This is a genomic window from Micrococcus sp. GbtcB5 (assembly GCF_019091605.1).
GTDB lineage: Bacteria > Actinomycetota > Actinomycetes > Actinomycetales > Micrococcaceae > Micrococcus > Micrococcus luteus.
The window spans coordinates 1-248 of the sequence record NZ_JAGXJK010000323.1 but is presented as its reverse complement, the minus strand read 5'-3'; the positions used below and the strand labels follow the sequence as shown (position 1 = coordinate 248).

At 66.1% G+C, this 248-nt stretch carries 1 protein-coding gene; it reads right to left on the bottom strand.

The window, feature by feature from the left end:
* Window positions 1-248, bottom strand: a 248-nt coding sequence (locus tag KVS67_RS12535; RefSeq protein ID WP_217565499.1) for a hypothetical protein, incomplete at both ends; no start/stop codon positions are given.

The following is a 248-nucleotide window of genomic DNA, read 5'->3' as shown; positions in this document are numbered from 1 at the left end:
GTAGCCGCCGCGGGTGATGGAGACGACCATCTCCTCCTCGGGGATCAGGTCCTCGATGGACATGTCGTCGTCGAAGCCGGCCATGATCTCGGTGCGGCGGTCGTCGCCGTGCTTGGCCACGATCTCGGCGAGCTCCTCGGGGATCACCTCGCGCTGACGCTGCGGGGACTCCAGGATCCGGTTGGACTCGGCGATCTTCGCCATGAGGACGTCGTACTCGTCCTGGATCTTCTGGGACTCCAGGGCGG